Origin of the sequence: Pseudomarimonas salicorniae (genome assembly GCF_023156535.1) — a bacterium.
In the GTDB taxonomy this organism is placed as follows: domain Bacteria; phylum Pseudomonadota; class Gammaproteobacteria; order Xanthomonadales; family Xanthomonadaceae; genus Pseudomarimonas; species Pseudomarimonas salicorniae.
Window position 1 is genome coordinate 116334 of record NZ_JALNMH010000014.1, and the last position, 16548, is coordinate 132881.

At 70.0% G+C, this 16548-nt stretch carries 15 protein-coding genes; 10 read left to right on the top strand and 5 right to left on the bottom strand.

Translation table 11 applies throughout. From position 1 onward, the window contains the following. Positions 1 to 43 precede the first annotated feature (43 nt). The 3 genes from M0G41_RS16200 (at position 44) to M0G41_RS16210 (ending at position 2816) form a co-directional block, all read left to right on the top strand. A complete protein-coding gene (locus M0G41_RS16200) occupies positions 44 to 1195 on the top strand; it encodes a methionine aminotransferase (protein WP_248211018.1) in 1152 nt (383 codons plus the stop codon). Continuing rightward, on the top strand, positions 1192 to 2025 hold the full coding sequence (locus tag M0G41_RS16205; protein ID WP_248210987.1) for an amidohydrolase: 834 nt from the start codon (positions 1192 to 1194) through the stop codon (positions 2023 to 2025). The genes M0G41_RS16200 and M0G41_RS16205 overlap by 4 nt, the downstream gene beginning before the upstream one ends. Positions 2026 to 2105: 80 nt before the next feature. Then, positions 2106 to 2816 carry a CsgG/HfaB family protein gene (locus M0G41_RS16210; RefSeq protein WP_248210989.1) on the top strand — a complete coding sequence of 237 codons (711 nt, stop codon included), beginning with the start codon at positions 2106 to 2108 and terminating at the stop codon, positions 2814 to 2816. Positions 2817 to 3709: 893 nt separating this feature from the next. Here the strand turns inward: M0G41_RS16210 and rluB are convergent. The 4 genes from rluB to M0G41_RS16230 form a co-directional block, all read right to left on the bottom strand. Next, positions 3710 to 5140 (bottom strand): 23S rRNA pseudouridine(2605) synthase RluB, encoded by a 1431-nt coding sequence (gene rluB, locus M0G41_RS16215; RefSeq protein WP_248210990.1) that lies wholly within the window; start codon positions 5138 to 5140, stop codon positions 3710 to 3712. Continuing rightward, positions 5137 to 6153 carry an SMC-Scp complex subunit ScpB gene (gene scpB / locus M0G41_RS16220; RefSeq protein ID WP_248210991.1) on the bottom strand — a complete coding sequence of 339 codons (1017 nt, stop codon included), beginning with the start codon at positions 6151 to 6153 and terminating at the stop codon, positions 5137 to 5139. Before scpB ends, rluB begins: the two co-directional genes overlap by 4 nt. A gap of 2 nt (positions 6154 to 6155) precedes the next feature. Continuing rightward, positions 6156 to 7070, bottom strand: coding sequence for a segregation and condensation protein A (locus M0G41_RS16225; RefSeq protein ID WP_248210992.1), 915 nt, complete (start codon positions 7068 to 7070; stop codon positions 6156 to 6158). Between the two features lie 144 nt (positions 7071 to 7214). Further along, on the bottom strand, positions 7215 to 7832 hold the full coding sequence (locus M0G41_RS16230; protein WP_248210993.1) for an L-threonylcarbamoyladenylate synthase: 618 nt from the start codon (positions 7830 to 7832) through the stop codon (positions 7215 to 7217). 79 nt (positions 7833 to 7911) lie between these two features. On the opposite strand from M0G41_RS16230, the gene M0G41_RS16235 reads away from it, so the two are divergent. Genes M0G41_RS16235 through M0G41_RS16265 form a run of 7 tightly spaced genes read left to right on the top strand, consistent with a single transcriptional unit; the run spans position 7912 to position 15107 of the window. Further along, positions 7912 to 8211, top strand: a complete 300-nt coding sequence (locus M0G41_RS16235; protein ID WP_248210995.1) for a YciI family protein — start codon at positions 7912 to 7914, stop codon at positions 8209 to 8211. After that, positions 8208 to 8495 carry a BolA family protein gene (locus M0G41_RS16240; RefSeq protein WP_248210997.1) on the top strand — a complete coding sequence of 96 codons (288 nt, stop codon included), beginning with the start codon at positions 8208 to 8210 and terminating at the stop codon, positions 8493 to 8495. Before M0G41_RS16235 ends, M0G41_RS16240 begins: the two co-directional genes overlap by 4 nt. Next, complete coding sequence (locus M0G41_RS16245; RefSeq protein WP_248210999.1) at positions 8492 to 9334, top strand: peptidylprolyl isomerase; 843 nt, start codon at positions 8492 to 8494, stop codon at positions 9332 to 9334. Before M0G41_RS16240 ends, M0G41_RS16245 begins: the two co-directional genes overlap by 4 nt. A 13-nt stretch (positions 9335 to 9347) precedes the next feature. Beyond that, entirely contained in the window at positions 9348 to 12848 is a 3501-nt protein-coding gene (smc, locus tag M0G41_RS16250) for a chromosome segregation protein SMC (RefSeq protein WP_248211000.1), read from the top strand. Positions 12849 to 12881: 33 nt separating this feature from the next. Next, the gene (zipA, locus tag M0G41_RS16255) at positions 12882 to 13613 is read left to right on the top strand and encodes a cell division protein ZipA (protein WP_248211002.1); all 732 of its coding nucleotides are present in this window, start codon (positions 12882 to 12884) and stop codon (positions 13611 to 13613) included. Between the two features lie 44 nt (positions 13614 to 13657). After that, complete coding sequence (locus M0G41_RS16260; RefSeq protein WP_248211003.1) at positions 13658 to 14608, top strand: aldo/keto reductase; 951 nt, start codon at positions 13658 to 13660, stop codon at positions 14606 to 14608. Beyond that, complete coding sequence (locus M0G41_RS16265) at positions 14595 to 15107, top strand: GNAT family N-acetyltransferase (RefSeq protein ID WP_248211005.1); 513 nt, start codon at positions 14595 to 14597, stop codon at positions 15105 to 15107. The genes M0G41_RS16260 and M0G41_RS16265 overlap by 14 nt, the downstream gene beginning before the upstream one ends. Before the next feature lie 422 nt (positions 15108 to 15529). Here M0G41_RS16265 and M0G41_RS16270 read toward each other — a convergent pair whose 3' ends face one another. Then, on the bottom strand, positions 15530 to 16012 hold the full coding sequence (locus M0G41_RS16270; RefSeq protein ID WP_248211006.1) for an REP-associated tyrosine transposase: 483 nt from the start codon (positions 16010 to 16012) through the stop codon (positions 15530 to 15532). Between the last annotated feature and the right edge of the window lie 536 nt (positions 16013 to 16548).

Below are 16548 nucleotides of genomic sequence, written 5' to 3' on the forward strand. Positions count from 1 at the left end.
CAATCAGGACGCCGTCGCCCCGCGCGCTGGCCACAGGGCAGGTATCAGCATGGACACCAAGCTGCCGCGCGTCGGCACCACCATCTTCACGGTGATGTCGCAGCTCGCGATGGAGCACAAGGCGATCAATCTCGGCCAGGGATTCCCGGACTTCCCGCCGCCCGAACCGATGATCGAGGCCCTGGCGCGCGCCGCCAGGGATGGCCGCAACCAGTATTCGCCGATGGCCGGCATTCCTGAACTGCGCGAGGCGATCACCGCCAAGCTGGAGGCCTGCTATGGCGCCCGGATCGATCCGGGCGCCCACGTCACGGTGACCTCGGGCGGCAGCGAGGCGATCTTCGACGCCGTGCACGCGGTGGTGCGACCGGGTGACGAGGTGGTCCTGCTCGACCCGTGCTACGACTGCTACGAGCCCGCCGTCGAACTGGCAGGGGGCGTGCCGGTCCACGTCGCGCTGGATCCAGCCACCTTTGCAGTCGACTGGCAGGCGGTGGAGGCGGCAATCACCCCGCGCACCCGCATGCTCTTCATCAACACCCCGCACAACCCGTCGGGCGCGGTGCTGGGGGAGAGCGACATCACCGCCCTGCACGGACTTCTGGAGCGCCACCCGCGCCTGCTGCTGCTCTCCGACGAGGTCTACGAGCACATGGTGTTCGACGGCGCCCGCCACGAAAGCGTGTTGCGTCATCCGGCGCTGGCCGCGCGCAGCTTTGCCGTCTCCAGCTTCGGCAAGACCTACCACTGCACAGGCTGGAAGCTTGGCTACGCAGTGGCTCCGGCGGCGCTGAGCACCGAGTTCCGCAAGGTTCACCAGTACAACACCTTCTGCAGCTTCACCCCGGCCCAGTACGCGGTGGCCCACATGCTGCGCGAGCACGCCGACCACCACGAGGAGCTGCCGGCCTTCTACCAGGCCAAGCGCGATGCCTTCAGGGCCATGCTGGGCGACACCCGGCTGCGTCCGCTGCCGGTGTCCGGAGGCTACTTCCAGCTGGTCGACTACTCCGAGGTCAGTGATCTCGACGACGCCTCGTTCTGCCGCTGGATCACCACCGAGCATGGCGTGGCGGCCATCCCGCTCAGCCCCTTCTACCGCCATCCGCCGCAGGGCCAGCGTCTGGCCCGTCTGTGCTTCGCCAAGGATTCCGCCACCCTGGAGGCGGCCGTGGCTCGGCTGGCCAAGCTGTGAGCCCCGAGAAGGATCTGCGTGTGGCGCTGGTCCAGGGCGACACGCTCTGGCACGACCCGAAGGGCAATCGCGAGTACTACCGGGGGCTTATCGAACGTCAGGTGCCCGAATGCGACCTGATCGTCCTGCCGGAGACCTTCACCTCCGGTTTCAGCAACGAGGCCCTGGCCGAAGCCGAGGGCATGGACGGCCCGAGCGTGGAGTGGATGCGGCAGCTGGCGCGCGAGCGTTCGGCGGTGATCTGCGGCAGCATCCAGTGCCGCACCGGGGCCGGTGTGCACAACCGGCTGCTCTGGGTCCGCCCGGACGGCAGCCTCGACCACTATGACAAGCGCCACCTGTTCCGGATGGCCGGCGAACACGAGCGCTATGCCGCCGGAAAGCGGGCGATCACCGTTGAACTCAATGGCTGGCGGATCCGTCCCCTGGTCTGCTACGACCTGCGCTTTCCGGTGTTCATCCGCAATCGTTTCGACCGCGAGGCGCCGGGACGGTTCGACTACGACCTGGTGCTCTTCGTCGCCAACTGGCCGGCCCCGCGCCGGCATGCCTGGCGCACCCTGCTGATGGCCCGGGCCATCGAGAACCTTGCCTACTGCATCGGCGTCAACCGGGTCGGCACGGACGGCAATCAGGTGCCCTATGCGGGCGACAGCGCCGTGGTCGACTACCTCGGACTGCCCCTGGTCGAGTGCGGTCCACGCGAGGCCGTGGTGACGATGAATCTGTCGGCGCAGTCGCTGCGTATGCATCGCGAGCGGTTCCCGGCCCACCTCGATGCCGACGCCTTCTCGCTCGATGTGGCGCTTCCCGAGACGCACACAAAGTGAAGGATCCGTGCAAGCTGTTTCGTCGAGGCGCAGAATAGGGGCTCCGGGGGAGCCGGATTCTTTCCAGCGAGGAGACTGCGATGAAGAAGCTGTTGTTGGGGGTGGGCTTGGTGCTGGCGGCGATCCTGCCGGGCTCGGTGCTTGCCCAGGGCAAGCCGGTGCTGGGCGTGATCGAGTTCAAGAACGAGAGCGGCGCCGGCTGGTGGCGCGGCGGCGTGGGCTGGGAGCTCGCCGGCATGCTGTCCAATGAGCTCGCGGCCACAAACGCGTTCCGTGTCGTCGAGCGCAGCAAGCTCGAGGCCGTGCTGCAGGAGCAGAACCTCGCCGCCTCGGGCCGCGTGGCTGCCGGCACCGGCGCCAGGATCGGCAAGGTCACCGGCGCGCAGTACCTGGTCGCCGGCACCGTGACCGCCTATGAAGAGAACACCAAGGGCACCGGCGGCGGCATCAGCTTCAAGGGCATCTCGCTGGGCGGCAAGTCGAGCGAGGCCTACCTCGCCGTCGATATCCGGGTGATCAACGCCACCACCGGCGAGATCGACTTCGTGCGCACGGTCGAGGGCCGCAGCAAGGGCGGCGGCATCAGCGTCGGCCTCTACCGCGGCGGCTTTGGCGGCTCGCTCGCGCAGGAGAACAAGACGCCCGCCGGCAAGGCTATCCGCGCCGCCCTGGTCGAGATCACCGACTACCTCGAATGCGCCATGGTCAAGCAGGACCGTTGCCTGCAGGAATACGACGCCAAGGAAGCCAAGCGCCGCGACAGCAGCCGCGGAGCGCTGAAGCTCGACTGAGCCTGATGTTCAGTTGGGTGCGACATCGACACGGCGCCTTCGGGCGCCGTGTTTGTTTGGGGCCCGAGCGCCATCCCGGCGCGGCCCCGACCTATGTGCGAGCGCCCATGGGCGCGACCCCGGCGCTGCGGAATTGCCCTGCTTTTCTGTAGGAGCGGACACGGCCGCGACCGCGGAGCTTCGCTCTGGCCACGGTCTGTGGTGAACACGCAGCGTTGCGGATTTCCCTGAGACCGGGGCAAGAAAACACCCTGGTGTCGCGCCCACGTGCGCGCCTGCAGGAAGCCCGGCATCGCCGGGTCGCGACGAAGGGCACTCAAGCGCCCCCACGCAGCCCGTTCGCCCTGAGGTATCGAAGGGCGAACCCCACGTCGGCAGGGCCGTTCATGCTTCGATACCTCAGCACGAACGGCTCGGAGAACTGCGCGGCGCGGGGTCGTCAACGGACCGCGGCCTTAGAGAACCTCTGCGGTGGTGCTCCAAGGCGCTCCTACGGACGCAACGAGGCGCTTCCCGTGTAGCGGACATGGCCGCGACCGCGGAGCTTCGCTCTGGCCACGGTCTGTGGTGAACACGCCACGCCGCGGTCGCGCCCATGTGCGTTCCTACAACAGTCCCGCAGGTCGTCGCGTGGCGTTGTATACCGGTAGAGTCGAGCTTGCTCGACTGACGTGCTGCGGAATTCCTCTGCATCTCTGTAGCGGACATGGCCGCGACCGCGGAGCTTCGCGCTGGCCGTGATCTGTGGAGATGACGCCACGCTGCGGTCGCGCCCTAGGACGCTCCCACTGAAGATCCGGAGGCTGAGGCGGGCGTGCTCTGCAGCCCGCCGTGGCGACATGGTCGGAAACGCCGAATCGTGCAGGCGAAGCGCAAGGCCTCGCCACGGTGGTTCAACCGCGCGGGCCGCCGCGGCCGCCACCACCGCCGCCACCGCGACCACCGCCGCCGCCGCGGGGACCACCCGGGCCGCCGGGGCCTCGACCGGCGCCGCGCGGGCCGCCCTTGTTGCCGCCGGGGCCACCCTTGTTGCCGCCAGGTCCGCCCTTGGGACCACCGGGGCGGCCCTGCGGACGCCCGCCGCCGGGCTTGCCACCCGGCTTGCCGGAGGGCTTGGACGGGCGGGCGCTCGGGCTGGTGGTATTGACCCCATCGGGCACGTACCAGCTGCGGAACTCGGTCGGGTTCTCGAAGCCCGGACGGGCGCCGCGGGCCTTGTTGCCACGGCCGCCACGCGGCTGGCCTGCCGGCGCGGTCAGGGTCGTGTTGTACGGATCCGCCTTCGGTCCACGCGGCTGACGATCACCCTTGGGGCCGCCTTTGCCCGGGCCCTTGCGCGGACCGCCCGGCTTGCCGCGGCGGCCGGGGCGCGCCGGGCCATCGTCACGGATATTGTCGAAGGCGCGCAGCTCGCGGCCCTCGTCGCCGTAGCTGCCCTGGGTCCAGGCCTTCTGCTCGCGCGGGGCCGGACGGTACTCGGAGGGCTTGGCCCGGCGCTGGCCGAGCACCGGCTGAAGGGTCAGCACCGGGGCGATCGGGCCCAGGCCCACGCTGCCGCGCAGGGCCTCGGCGTCGCCGGCCGACAGTTCGTCGTAGCGACCACGGCGGAGCTCGCGCGGCAGCTCGACGCTGCCGTAGCGCACGCGCTTGAGGCGGCTGACCTGGAAGCCCACGGCCTCCCACATGCGGCGCACCTCGCGGTTGCGGCCCTCATGCAGGCCGACGCTGAACCAGGCGTGGCTGTCGCTGGAGCCGATGCGGCTGATCTCGTCGAAGCGCGCCGGACCGTCCTCCAGCTCGACGCCGCGGCGCAGGCGCTCGATCACCTCGTCGGCGACCTCACCATGGATGCGGCAGACATAGTCGCGGCGGACCTCGGTGGACGGATGCATCAGGGCGTTCGCCAGCTCGCCGTCCGTGGTCAGCAGCAGCAGACCGGTGGTGTTGATGTCCAGCCGACCGACCGCGATCCAGCGTGCCCCCTTGATCTGCGGCAGGTTGTCGAACACGGTCGGACGTCCCTCGGGATCGTCGCGCGTGGTCAGCTCGCCTTCGGGCTTGTTGTAGATCAGCACGCGCGGCGGCTCGGTCTGGGCGCTGGCGATGAAGGCGCGCCCATCCAGCTCGACGCGGTCACCGCTCTTGAGGCTGCTGCCGGTCGTGGCGACCTCGCCGTTGACCTTGACCTGGCCATTGGCGATGCGCTCCTCGAGGGCGCGACGGGAGCCGAGGCCGGCCTGGGCCAGCACCTTGTGCAGGCGCTCTTCGATGCGGGGACCGGTGTCGCGCTTCAGCGACAGGCGTTGGCGGGGTGCGTCGTTCATGCTTTGTGCTCCGGCTCGGCGCTGTCGCCGGCCTGTGTTTCGGTGGATTCGTCGAAGGCTGCCTTGGCAGCGAGATCGGCTTCGACCTTGAAGGGCTCGGCCTGCGGACGATCGGTGTCGTCGATCGAGGCCGGGTAGGTGTGTTCGTTGTCGTGCTCGACGTCGGTGTCAGCGACGGCCTGGTTGTCGCCGTCCTCGGTCCCGGAGTCGAAATCCGTATCGGAACCGGTTTCGGTGTTGCCGGCCGGCGAGTCCCCGGTTGCGGCTTCGGATTCAGCTTCCTCGCCGTCCGCGGCACCGGCCTCATCCGCTCCGGCGGATTCGACGGCCTCGGCCGCCTCAGCGTCGGACTCGGCCTCGGCTTCGCCGGCGCTAGCTTCGGCATCCGAGCCCGCGTGCGCCGTGCTGTCGGCATCCGTCGACTGCGCAGCGGCCCGGGCCTCGGCCACCACGATACCCTCAAGCGGCAGCTCGGGCTCGAGGTCGGGCAGGTCCTGCAGTTCGGTCAGCGCCGGCAGGTCCTCCAGCGACTTCAGTCCGAAGTAGTCGAGGAAGCCGCGTGTGGTGCCGAACAGGGCAGGGCGGCCGGGCACGTCGCGGTGTCCGACCACGCGGATCCACTCGCGCTCTTCCAGGGTCTTGATGATGTGGGTCGACACGGCCACACCGCGGATCTGCTCGATCTCACCGCGGGTGATCGGCTGCCGGTAGGCGATCAGGGCCAGGGTCTCTAGCAGGGCGCGCGAGTAGCGCGGCGGCCGCTCGGCCCACAGCCGGGACACCCAGGGCTGCAGTTCGGCATCGACCTGGAAGCGGAAGCCGCTGGCGACCTCGATCAGGCTTACGCCGCGCTGGCCGTTCTGTTCACCCAGCTCGGTCAGCGCCTGTTCCAGGCTGCCCGGCGGCGGCGGGGCGTCCTCCGGGAACAGCGCGGTGAGCTGGTTCAGGGAGAGCGGCTGCGGTGAGGCCAGCAGGGCGGCCTCGACGATGCGGCGGATCAGGGCTGCATCCATGGTCAGGAAGCGTCCTCCGTGGAGGGTTCGATGGAGTCGTCGTTGCCGTCTGTGCCGGCGACACTGAGGGTGCGCACGTAGATCGGCGCGGAGGGCTTCTCCTGGACGATCTCGATCAGCTGCTCCTTGGCAAGCTCGAGGATCGACAGGAAGGTCACCACCACGCCCAGCCGGCCTTCGCGGGCCTCGAACAGCTCGACGAAGTTGCGGAAGGCGCCGTCCTCGAGCCGGTTCAGCACGTCACTCATGCGCTGGCGCACCGACAGCGCCTCGCGCTTGATCGCATGGTGGCTGAACAGCTCGGCGCGCTTGAGCACCTCGCGCAGGGCCAGCAGCATCTCCTTGAGGTCCACCGGCGGCGGCTCGCGGACCACCTGGCGGTCCTCGACGTGTGCGCTGACCAGGCTGGTGTCGCGGTCAAGGCGGGGCAGGGCGTCGAGGTCCTCGGCGGCCTTCTTGAAGCGTTCGTATTCCTGCAGCCGGCGCACCAGGTCGGCACGCGGGTCGTCTTCCTCACCTTCCTCGGCGGGCGGCCGGGGCAGCAGCATGCGCGACTTGATCTCGGCGAGGATGGCCGCCATCAGCAGGTACTCTGCGGCCAGCTCGAAGCGCATCTCCTGCATGACCTGGATGTACTCGATGTACTGCCGGGTGATCTCGGCAACCGGGATGTCCAGGATGTCGAGGTTCTGCCGGCGGATCAGATAGAGCAGCAGGTCGAGCGGCCCTTCGAAGGCGTCGAGGATGACCGCCAGCGCGTCCGGGGGGATGTACAGGTCCTGCGGGATCTGCAGCACCGGCTCGCCACGGACAAGCGCCAGCGGCATCTCCTGCTGCTGCGGGGCGGGCGTACGCGCGGCGGACGAAGCCTCCGCGCCGCCTTCATCGGAACGTTCGGCGGTCAGCGTTTCGCTCATGCATCAAGACGCAGCCAGCGCCGCGCCCGTGGTTCGGTGATCAATACCATCGTGTGTTGTCGTGCTGCCGCGTCGGACGCGGCCATCAACCCTTTGCTGCGGGTCGGGGAGCGGGTCCCCGTGGGCCGTCCCCGGGACGGCGTCCTAATCCAGCGGCAGCGCCTGCCAGCCTTCGCGTATGACCTCCACGGCGCCTTCGCTGACGTCGATGACGGTGGTCGGGCCGGGTGGACAGTCTTCCGCGTCCAGCATGAAGTCCACGAAGCGAAGCAGCTGATCTGCCACCTCGTCGGCCTCATGGTTGGATACATCGAACTCGGGCACCAGCAGGGTGGTCGAAACCAGTGGCCCGCCGAGTACCTCGAGCAATCCTTCGGTGACACGATGATCGACGATGCGGCACCCGACGGTGCGGCGTTTCGCCTGTTTCAGTCGTTTCGGCAACTCGGCGCCTGGCGCCAGAACGAAGGTCCGCGGACCCGGAGTGAGTGCTTTGACCGCCCTGAAAGCGACGTCATCGAGTCGGGCGAGATGCCCCATCTCGCTGATGGTGCGGCAGAGTAAGGTGAAAGGGTGGCGCTTGTCCAGCCGGCGCAGGCGGATGGCCCGGTCCTCGGCATCGCGCGAATCAAGCGTCCAGGCGAGCAGGTAGCCGGCGTCCGAGGGCAGGATGCCCAACTGGCCGGACTTCAGCCGCTCGGCGGCCTGCAGCAGCGGGCGCGGAGCGGGGTGTTGGGGATGGACGCGGATTCTGTCGGGCATGCAGGCCGCCGGACGGCGGTGACGGCGGCGGGAGCGGGCGTCTATCATGCCCGGTTCCGCTGTCCTGCGAAAACCTTCGATGTGGTATCTGATTCTTGGACGGGACGCCCCGGGCTCGCTTGAGCACCGGCTACGCGAGCGCCCGGCCCATCTGGCCCGCCTCAAGGCCCTGGTCGACCAGGGCCGGCTGCTGGTGGCCGGCCCGCTGCCGACCATCGACGCCGAGGACCCGGGCCCGGCGGGGTTCGCCGGCAGCGCGATCATCGCCGAGTTCGACTCGCTGGAGACGGCGCGCGCCTGGGCCGATGCCGATCCCTACCTCGCCGCCGGCGTCTATACCGGTGTCGAGGTCATGCCGTTCCGCCGGGTGCTGCCGTGAGCAGCCGGGCGGAGCGCATCGAGCAGCGGCTGCGCGAGGCGCTGGCGCCGACCGCGCTCAGCATCCGTGACGACAGCCACAAGCACGCCGGCCACGAGGGCGCCCGCGATGGTCGCGGCCACTTCGCCGTCGAGCTGGTCAGCGCCGCCTTCGCCGGCAAGCTGCCGCTGGCCCGGCACCGAATGGTCTACGCCGCGCTCGACGAGATGATGACTACCGATATCCATGCCCTGCAGATCCGCGCCCTGAGCCCGGACGAAGCCCCCAACGGAAACGCTCCATGAAGAAGTTTGCTGTCCTGCTCCTGCCCCTGATGCTGGCCGCCTGCGCTCCCGCCGAGGAGGAAGGCGCCGATCCCAAGGCCGCCCTGATCGGCGCGCCGGACGGTCCGCTGGTGGCGATGGTCAACGGTGAGGCGATCACCGAGCCGCTGTTGGTGACCTTCGCCAAAGGCCGTGGCCTGGATCCGGCCTTGCCGGCGCAGCGCAAGCAGGCCCTGGACACCCTGATCGAGAATGTCCTGTTGGCCCAGGAGGCCGCTGCCACCGGTCTGCTCGACAAACCGGAGGTCCAGGCCGAGGCCGCGCTGGTCCGCGTGCAGCAGGTCGCCGGGCGCATGGTGTCCACCCACCGCGCCGGCCTCAAGGTGGAGGACGCCCAGCTGCAGGCGCTCTACGAGCAGGAGAAGCAGCGCGCCGGCGACACCGAGTTCCGCGTCCAGCACATCCTCCTCGGCGAGGAGAGCGAGGCCAGGGCTGTGCTGGAACGCGCCCAGGCCCCGGGCGCCGATTTCGAGGCGCTGATGAAGGAGTACGCCGCCGGCTTGGCGCGCCAGGCGCGCGAGCTGCCCTGGTCGAACGCCACCCAGCTGCCCGAGCCGCTGGTCGAGGCCCTGCGCCAGATGCAGGACGGGGAGATCGCCCCGGTGCCGGTTGAGAGCCAGTACGGCTGGCACGTGCTGCGCCGCGCCGAGTCGCGCCCGTTCAGCCCGCCGCCGATCGAAAGCGTCCGCGAGGGCGCCACCCGGCAGATCATCGAGCAGGCCATGCGCGAGTTCGTCGCCGGCCTGCGCGCCAAGGCCGAGATCACCACCGCCGCCGGGACGCCGGCGGCCGGCAACTGAGGGCGCCGGGCGCATGCGGCTGACCACCATCAAGCTGGCCGGGTTCAAGTCCTTCGTCGACCCGACCACGCTGCACCTGCCGACCAACATGACCGGCGTGGTCGGCCCCAACGGCTGCGGCAAGTCGAACATCATCGACGCCGTGCGCTGGGTGATGGGCGAAAGCTCGGCCTCGCGCCTGCGCGGTGACAGCCTCACCGACGTCATCTTCTCCGGCTCGTCCGCGCGCAAGCCGGTCGGCCAGGCGACGGTCGAACTGATCTTCGACAACAGCGACGGGACGGTCAGCGGCGAGTTCGCCCGCTTCAACGAGATCTCGGTGAAGCGCCTGGTGAGTCGCGACGGCCAGTCGGCCTACTACCTCAACGGCACCCGCTGCCGGCGCCGCGACATCACCGACCTGTTCCTCGGCACCGGCCTTGGTCCGCGCAGCTACTCGATCATCGAGCAGGGCATGATCAGCCAGATCATCGAGGCCCGTCCCGAGGACCTGCGCGTCTACCTGGAAGAGGCCGCCGGCATCTCCAAGTACAAGGAGCGCCGCCGCGAGACCGAGAACCGCATCCGCCACACCCGCGAGAACCTCGATCGCCTGAACGACGTGCGCGAGGAGGTCGGCAAGCAGCTCGAACACCTGAAACGCCAGGCCCGCCAGGCCGAGCAGTATCAGCAGCTCAAGGCCGAGCAGCGCGAGCTGCAGGCCCAGCTGCATGCGCTGGAATGGCGACAGGTCGACGGCGAACTCGGCGGCCTGCGCGATGCCCTGCGCGGTGACGAGGTCAAGCTCGAGGCCCTGGTCGCCGAGCAGCGCCACGCCGAGCATCAGATCGAGCTGTGCCGAGGCCAGCGCGAGGAAGCGCAGACCACGCTGAGCAACGCCCAGGCCGAAAGCTACCGGGTCGGTGCCGAGATCGCCCGGCTCGAACAGCAGGTCCAGCACCAGCGCGAGCTGCTGACCCGGCTGCAGCGGGCCAACGAGGAAACCGCCGGCTCGCTGGAGGAAGTCACCGCCCACCTCAGCACCGACCAGGAGCAGATCGACACCCTGGTCGAGCAGATCGAGCTCGACGAGCCGGCCCTGGTCGAGGCCCGCGAGGCCGAACAGGCCGCGCTGGACGCGGTCCGCGAGGTCGAGGCCGAAACCTCGCGCTGGCAGCAGCGCTGGGACGCCCTGGTCGCCTCCCAGGCCGAGACCGGGCGCAGCGCCGACGTCGGCCGCGCGCGCATCGAGATGCTCGAGAAGCAGGCCGCCGACGCCGCCACCCGCATCGAGACCCTCGGTGAGGAGCGCGCCGCGCTCGACCTCGACGCGCTCGGCGAGCAGCTGCAGACCCTGGCCGAGACCCACGAGCAGCAGCAGGCCAGCCTCGACACCCTCGGCGAGGAGCTCGAAGCGCGCAAGCAGGGTGTGCTGGCGGTGCAGGAGGAGCAGCGCCAGCGCCAGCACGACCTCAACGAGCTGCGCAAGTCGGTGCAGTCCGGCCGCGGCCGGCTCGCATCGCTGGAGGCCCTGCAGCACGCGGCCCTTGGCCAGGAAAGCGGCGGTGGCCTCGCCTGGGTGCAGTCGCGTGGCCTGGCCGATGCCAAGCGCCTGGGCGAAACGCTGGAGGTCGAGCCGGGCTGGGAGCTGGCGGTGGAAACCGCACTCGGCGCCCTGCTCGAAGCTGTCCTGGTCGACGGCCCCGCTGAACATATCGCTGCGCTGGCCGAGCTGTCCGAGGGCCGCGTCGCCCTGGTCGATGCGGCAACCCGCGGGGTCGAGGTCGATCCCGCCTCGCTGGCGGCCCGGGTCAAGGGCCCGGACGCCGTGCTGCGCATGCTGGCCGGCATCCGCCGTCTCGATTCCGCCGAGGACGCGGCAGCCCACTGCGCCAGCGACGACGCCCGCCCGGGCATCGATCGGCACGGCCTGTGGAGCGGTGCCGGCTGGGCGCGGCTGTCGCGCTCGGCCGAGTCGCAGCAGGGCACCCTGGCCCGCGAGCGCGAGATTCAGCGCCTGCGCGAGGAACTCGACGCGCTCTCCGAGCAGGAGATGCAGCGCGTCGACGAGCTGAACGGAATGAAGTCGCGCCTGCTCGAGGCCGAGCAGCAGCGCGAGGACGCCCAGCGCGCCCTGTACCTGGCCCACCGCGCCGCCTCCGAACTGGGCGGCGAGCTGCAGGCCCTGCGCGGCAAGCTGGACAACGCCCGCAGCCGCAGCGAGCGCATCGACAGCGAGATCGCCTCGCTGCGCCAGGCCTCGCAGCAGGCCGCCGAGGCCGCCCGCGAGGCGCGCGCCGCCCAGGCCGAGGCCGTCGAGCGCATGGCCCAGATGGCCGAGTCTCGCCCGCAGCTTGAGGCCGAACGCGATGCCCTGCACCAGCGCCGCGAGCAGAGCCGCCAGGCCGCCTCCGCCGCCCGCGACCAAGCCCATCGCCTGGCCCTGCAGCTGGAGTCGCAGCGCTCGCGCCTGGCCGGTCTGCGCCAGGCGGTGGAGCGCCTGGCCCAGCAGCGCACCCAGCTCGAGCAGCGCCGCGGCCAGCTGGCCGAGCAGCTGGCCGAGGGCGACTCGCCGATCAAGCAGATCGAGCAGGCCCGCCAGGCCGCGCTGGAACAGCGGGTGGTGGCCGAGAAGGACCTCGCCAACGCCCGCTCGGCCCTCGACGGCATCGAGAACGAGCTGCGCAACTACGAGTCGCAGCGGCAGAAGAGCGACCAGGCGGCCCTGGCCCTGCGCGACTCGCTGGCCCAGAGGCGCCTGGCCGAGCAGGCCGCGGCGCTCAAGGCCCAGGCTCTGGTCGAGCACGTCACCGAGCTTGAGCGGACCATGGAGGACGTGCTCGCCAGCCTGCCCGAGGATGCCCAGGTCCAGCGCTGGCGCCAGCGCGTCGGCGAGCTGGAGACCCGCATCCGCCGCCTGGAGCCGGTCAACCTGGCCGCCATCCAGGAATATGGCGAGCAATCGCAGCGCAAGGAATACCTCGACGCCCAGCACGCCGACCTGACCGCGGCGCTGGAGACCCTCGAGGACGCCATCCGCAAGATCGACCGCGAGACCCGCGGCCGCTTCAAGGACACCTTCGACCGGGTCAACACCGGCATCCAGGAGCTGTATCCGCGCCTGTTCGGCGGCGGCCATGCCTATCTGGAGCTGACCGGCGACGACCTGCTCGACACCGGCGTCTCGATCATGGCCCGCCCGCCGGGCAAGCGGGTGTCCAACATCTCGCTGCTCTCCGGCGGCGAGAAGGCGCTGACCGCGGTGGCCCTGGTGTTTGCCATCTTCCGCCTCAACCCGGCGCCGTTCTGCCTGCTGGACGAGGTCGACGCGCCGCTGGACGAGGCCAACGTCGGCCGCTTCTGCAACATGGTCAGCGAGATGAGCGAGAAGGTGCAGTTCCTTTTCGTCAGCCACAACAAGGCGACCATGGAAGCCGCCCAGCAGCTGGCCGGCGTCACCATGCGCGAGCCGGGCGTCTCACGCCTGGTCTCGGTCGACCTTGCCGAGGCCGCACGCCTCGCCGGCGCGGCATAATCGCCGCGGACACCGCCAGGGAGAGCACGTTCAATGAACTGGGACCCGACCATCGCCCTGATCGTCGCTGCCGTCGGCGCGACCGCCCTCGGGCTGATCTACGTGTTCGGCCAGCCACGCCGTCCGCCGCAGGGCAAGCGCAGCGGCGAGGCCGCCGCCGGCGGCCGCCGCGAACCCGTCCTGGGCGAGGGTGACGGCGACGGCGAGAACGCCGAGCTGGACATCGACGCCGAGCTGGAGCGCCTCGACGACGTTCTGCAGGGCAAGTCGCGCCCGGCGCAGAACGGCAACGGTGGCGGCGGCAAGGGCCCGCCGGCCGACTTCGACAAGATCGTCAGCCTCTTCGTGCAGGCCGCCGATGGCGAGATGATCCGCGGCAGCGAGCTGGTGGTGGCCGCCGAGAAGGCCGGCCTGACCTTCGGCGCCATGAACATCTTTCATCGCCTCGTGGACGGCCGCCCCGAGCAGGGGCCGGTGTTCAGCGTGGCCAACATGGTCAAGCCGGGCAGCTTCGACATGCGCGCGCTGGACACGCTGCAGACCCCGGGCCTCAGCTTCTTCATGACCCTGCCGGGCCCGCTGCCGGGCCTTGACGCCTGGGACACCATGCTGCCGGCCGCCCAGCGCATGGCCGAGTTGCTCGACGCCCAGGTGCTCGACGACCGTCGCAACACCCTCGGCCGCCAGCGCATCGCCCATATCCGCGACGAGCTGCGCGCCTACGACCGCAAGCGCGAGTCCCAGCCGCTCGGCAGCGGCTGGTAGGCCCGTCGGCGCCCGCTGCGGTGCCGGGTGCCTTGAGCTTGCCGATGAACCGACGACCGCTTGGCCGCACCGGTCGGCACTGCTCGGAACTCGGCTTCGGCTGCGCCAGCTGGTGGGCCCAGCCGCGCTTCTCCGAGCGCGAGGCCATCGCCCTGGTCCATGCCGCGATGGAACGGGGTGTCGAGGTCTTCGACACCGGGCCCAGCTACGGCGACGGCTGCGGCGAACAGCGCCTGGGCCGGGCGCTGCAGGGCAGGGCGCGGGACGACCTGCTGGTCATCACCAAGGCCGGTACCGAGATCCGCGGCGGCCGCCCGCTCAAGGATTTCTCTCCGCGCGCGATCCGCGACAGCGTCGAGCGCAGCCGCCGTCGACTCGGTCTTGATCGTCTGCCGGCCCTGCTGCTGCACGGCTGTCCGGCCGAGCGCATGGATGCCGAGCTGATCGATTGCCTGGCGACGCTGCGCGCCGAGGGCAAGGTCGACCTGCTCGGCCTCAACAGCTTCGACGCCGTGGCCCTGCGCCATGCCGCGCGCCAGCCCCTGCTCGATCTGCTGATGCTCGACTACAGCGTGCTGCGCCCAGAGCGCGCGGCCCTGGTCGACGAACTGGCCGGCGCCGGCAAGGCGGTGATTGCCGCTGCCGGCCTTGGTCGCGCCCTCTACGCGCTCGACTGGACCCGCCTGCGGCGCCCGCGCGATCTCTGGTACTGGCTGCGCGCGCTGGGCCCCAGCCGCGCCGACTGGCAGCGCGCCCGCGCCCTGCGCTGCCTCGGCAAGGTGCCCGGCTGGAACGGGCCACCGCTGGCGCTGCGCTGGGCGCTGCAGCAGCCCCGCCTCAGCTGCGTCCTCTTCAACACGACGCGAATGCAGCACCTCGTCGAGAATCTCGACGCCGCGCGGCGAGACATGCCACTCGTGCCCGGCCTGCCGCGCGCGAAGCCCGGCCCCGTTCAACAGGCATCCGCGAGGCAGGTCCACCATGCAGATCCGTGATGTCCGGGCAGGCGATGAGGGCAGGGCGCTCGGCGAGCTGCTGGCCCGCGTATACGAACGACTGCCCGGTTTTCCCTCGCCCGCCGAGCAGCCCGACTACTACGCCATGCTGCGCGACATCGTCCGCTTCACCGAGCGCCCCGGCACCCGCGTCCTCGTCGCCCTGGACAATGACGGCCACCTGCTCGGTGGCGTCGTCTACTTCGCCGACATGGCCCAGTACGGCTCAGGCGGCACGGCCACCCGGGAGCGCGACGCCTCCGGCATACGCCTCCTCGGCGTTGACCCCGCCCACCGCGGCCAGGGCGCTGGCAAGGCCCTCACCCTCCACTGCATCGACCTCGCCCGCGCCGCCGGCCACGCCCAGGTCATCCTGCATACCACCGGCGCCATGAAACCCGCCTGGTCGATGTACGAAGCCCTCGGCTTCCAGCGCTCCGACGACCTCGACTTCCTCCAGCAGGACCTCGCCGTCTTCGGCTTCCGCCTGAAGCTCTAGCGAGGCTGTCGAATTCGCAGCCCCCATCCCTGCGCACCGCCGTGCCCCCGCGCTTTCGTAGGAGCGCACATGGGCGCGACCGCGGCGCGTCGCTCTGCCCCAGTTCGCGGCAAAACGGCAGGCCCCGGTCGCGGCCATGTCCGCTCCTACAACCCGAGCCGACCCACGTAGTGGTTGAAAATTGCGCGCTTTCGTAGGAGCGCACACGGGCGCGACCGCATCGCGTCGTTCTGCCCCAGTTCGCGGCAAAACCGCAGGCCCCGGTCGCGGCCATGTCCGCTCCTACAACCCGAGCCGACCCACGTAGTGGTTGAAAACCGCGCGCTTTCGTAGGAGCGCACACGGGCGCGACCGCGGAGCACCGTCCTGCCACGGTCTCTCATGGATCCGCGCCGTCGCTGCCTGCTGCAACCCCCACGCCTTCAATCAAGCCAAACCGCATCCCAATAGGGATACTCGCCAACGCTCTCGGCCAACCCGGCACGAAGCGGATTGGCCACGATGTACCGCGCCGCATCGCGCACATCCTCATCCTCCCGCAACGCACGGTCATGGAATCCTCGCTGCCACAGGGAACCGCTTCGCGCGGTCTCCCGATTGACCTGCCTGGCGACATTTGTCTTGAGGTGCATGACCGCCTTTGAAAGCGAGACACCTTCTCCGAGCCGGAGCAACAGGTGCACATGATCCGGCATCGCCACCCAGGCGAGGCAATGAGCGCCGCGGAGGGTGGCGGTCGAATGAAGCGCTCGCGACGCCACGCGGGCCGCGTGATGATCGGCGAACGTCGGGTGCCGACCAAGACACACCGTGGTGACCAGGTAGATCTGGCCGGCGATTGAATGCCGCCCCCTGCGTAGGGCGCGATGGCCTTTCGACAGGGTGGATGAGGCGCCAGAGGTCATACGGTCAGTGTCCGGGCCGCGGCGCGACCCCGCAAGGCTGGCCTGGGACCTGGGGAACCAGTGCTCTCACCGACACCAGCGTCGCAATCGTTCCCCGATCTGTGGCAATCCGAAGCTCCGCGGTCGCGCCCATGTGCGCTCCTACAACAGCGACGCCCCTCCGCCATCCCGGCCACCCCCACCGCTCTTGTAGGAGCGGACATGGCCGCGACCCCAGCGTCGCAATCGTTCCCCGATCTGTGGCAATCCGAAGCTCCGCGGTCGCGCCGATGTGCGCTCCTACAACAGCGACGCCCCTCCGCCATCCCGGCCACCACCACCGCTCTTCTAGGAGCGGACACGGCCGCGACCCCAGCGTCGCAATCGTTCCCCGATCTGCGGCAATCCGAAGCTCCGCGGTCGCGCCCATGTGCGCTCCTTCTATGTGCCGTCCACTGTCAACCTCTGGTTGCTTGCTTCTTTGCTTTCCTGATGTCTGGCGTGGCGGTTGCTGTTCGGGCGTTCGACCGTGTGCGTCGAGACCACCTTCTATCCGT

What these genes read in the sequence shown, in the direction of transcription:
- M0G41_RS16210 (WP_248210989.1), top strand. Translation starts at nt 2,106, where the DNA reads ATGAAGAAGCTGTTGTTGGGGGTGGGCTTGGTGCTGGCGGCGATCCTG.
- rluB (WP_248210990.1), bottom strand. Translation starts at nt 5,140, where the DNA reads ATGAACGACGCACCCCGCCAACGCCTGTCGCTGAAGCGCGACACCGGT.
- scpB (WP_248210991.1), bottom strand. Translation starts at nt 6,153, where the DNA reads ATGGATGCAGCCCTGATCCGCCGCATCGTCGAGGCCGCCCTGCTGGCC.
- M0G41_RS16225 (WP_248210992.1), bottom strand. Translation starts at nt 7,070, where the DNA reads ATGAGCGAAACGCTGACCGCCGAACGTTCCGATGAAGGCGGCGCGGAG.
- M0G41_RS16230 (WP_248210993.1), bottom strand. Translation starts at nt 7,832, where the DNA reads ATGCCCGACAGAATCCGCGTCCATCCCCAACACCCCGCTCCGCGCCCG.
- M0G41_RS16235 (WP_248210995.1), top strand. Translation starts at nt 7,912, where the DNA reads ATGTGGTATCTGATTCTTGGACGGGACGCCCCGGGCTCGCTTGAGCAC.
- M0G41_RS16245 (WP_248210999.1), top strand. Translation starts at nt 8,492, where the DNA reads ATGAAGAAGTTTGCTGTCCTGCTCCTGCCCCTGATGCTGGCCGCCTGC.
- smc (WP_248211000.1), top strand. Translation starts at nt 9,348, where the DNA reads ATGCGGCTGACCACCATCAAGCTGGCCGGGTTCAAGTCCTTCGTCGAC.
- zipA (WP_248211002.1), top strand. Translation starts at nt 12,882, where the DNA reads ATGAACTGGGACCCGACCATCGCCCTGATCGTCGCTGCCGTCGGCGCG.
- M0G41_RS16260 (WP_248211003.1), top strand. Translation starts at nt 13,658, where the DNA reads ATGAACCGACGACCGCTTGGCCGCACCGGTCGGCACTGCTCGGAACTC.
- M0G41_RS16265 (WP_248211005.1), top strand. Translation starts at nt 14,595, where the DNA reads ATGCAGATCCGTGATGTCCGGGCAGGCGATGAGGGCAGGGCGCTCGGC.
- M0G41_RS16270 (WP_248211006.1), bottom strand. Translation starts at nt 16,012, where the DNA reads ATGACCTCTGGCGCCTCATCCACCCTGTCGAAAGGCCATCGCGCCCTA.